Source organism: Algoriphagus sp. oki45 (assembly GCF_036245605.1).
GTDB lineage: Bacteria > Bacteroidota > Bacteroidia > Cytophagales > Cyclobacteriaceae > Algoriphagus.
This window is the reverse complement of the sequence record NZ_BTPC01000030.1, coordinates 1-313: the sequence shown is the minus strand read 5'-3', so window position 1 is coordinate 313 and position 313 is coordinate 1. Positions and strand designations below refer to the sequence as shown.

Genomic DNA, 313 nt, shown 5'->3' with positions numbered 1-313 from the left:
CCTCGACCACCTGTGTCGGTTTGCGGTACGGGTACTCATACGCTTAGCGCTAGAAGTTTTTCTTGGAAGCCCTTAGGGTCACTATCCGGTTGTCCTAAGACGCCCGGTACTATCACCTTCGGCTAGAACCACGCATTTTACTATGGCTCCAATACCTACTGGCTTCAACGCGGTATTCCGTCACCGCGCGGACCTTTCATCACTCCGTCACTCCATCGCCTGTATGAGCAGTACGGGAATATTAACCCGTTGTCCATCGACTACCCCTCTCGGGTTCGCCTTAGGCCCCGACTAACCCTGATCCGATTAACGT

General features: G+C 53.7%; 1 rRNA gene. It reads right to left on the bottom strand.

The features are described 5' to 3' along the window. Window positions 1-313: ribosomal RNA gene (locus AAA942_RS20280) — 23S ribosomal RNA — on the bottom strand; the annotation flags it as partial.